Source organism: Mesorhizobium sp. P5_C1 (assembly GCF_054049815.1).
In genome coordinates this window covers 1-613 of record NZ_JBFULQ010001352.1, presented here as the reverse complement: position 1 = coordinate 613, position 613 = coordinate 1, and the positions used below count along the sequence as shown (strand labels likewise).

Genomic DNA, 613 nt, shown 5'->3' with positions numbered 1-613 from the left:
GGCGACCGGAGCTCGGCACGACCGATCAACCAAGCGGTGGCGGAGATCGTGAACCGTATTGGCCATACGAAATGGCCGACCCTAAGTTGCTACTTTCAGCACCGATGCACTGGAGGTCTCAACGGTCCCTGTGAGATGCGAATTTGGTTGCGGCGGCTCGCCGCCATGCCGCGCAAATAACTTGTCAGTGAACCTTCGCCGATAAGCGCTGCAAGGTCGACGTCAGGATCGCGCCAAAGATGGCAGGGCTGCCATAGGCACGCGCCGACAACATCGCGCCATGGACAGTCGCCATGAAAGTCTCTGCCTCCAGCTCCGCAGAGCCGGCGAATTTGAGAACGCCCTGTTCAGCGCCCCGCTCCATGACCTTGGTCAACCAGGACGACAGAAATCGAAAGTAGGCCCGCACCTCGACGGCAACCTCAGGCGGGAGTGCCGGGAGTTCGCTGGCAAGCAGCGCGCAGACGCAAAACGGGATGCTCGCGTCTTCAATGCATTTTGCCCAGTAGCCAGCATAGGTTTGAAGCAGTGCAAGCGGATCAGGGAGTTTACTTTCCAGATCTGCCATGCTGGCCTCGGTACGCTCGCGATGGCGCGCCACAAGCGTGCGAAC

Annotated in this window: 1 protein-coding gene; it reads right to left on the bottom strand. The window is 60.0% G+C overall.

Annotation, left to right across the window (positions count from 1 at the left end; translation table 11 throughout):
* Positions 1 to 184 precede the first annotated feature (184 nt).
* Positions 185 to 613: TetR family transcriptional regulator C-terminal domain-containing protein (locus ACXJ7R_RS35765; protein WP_457155893.1), on the bottom strand; the 429-nt coding region annotated here is incomplete at its 5' end.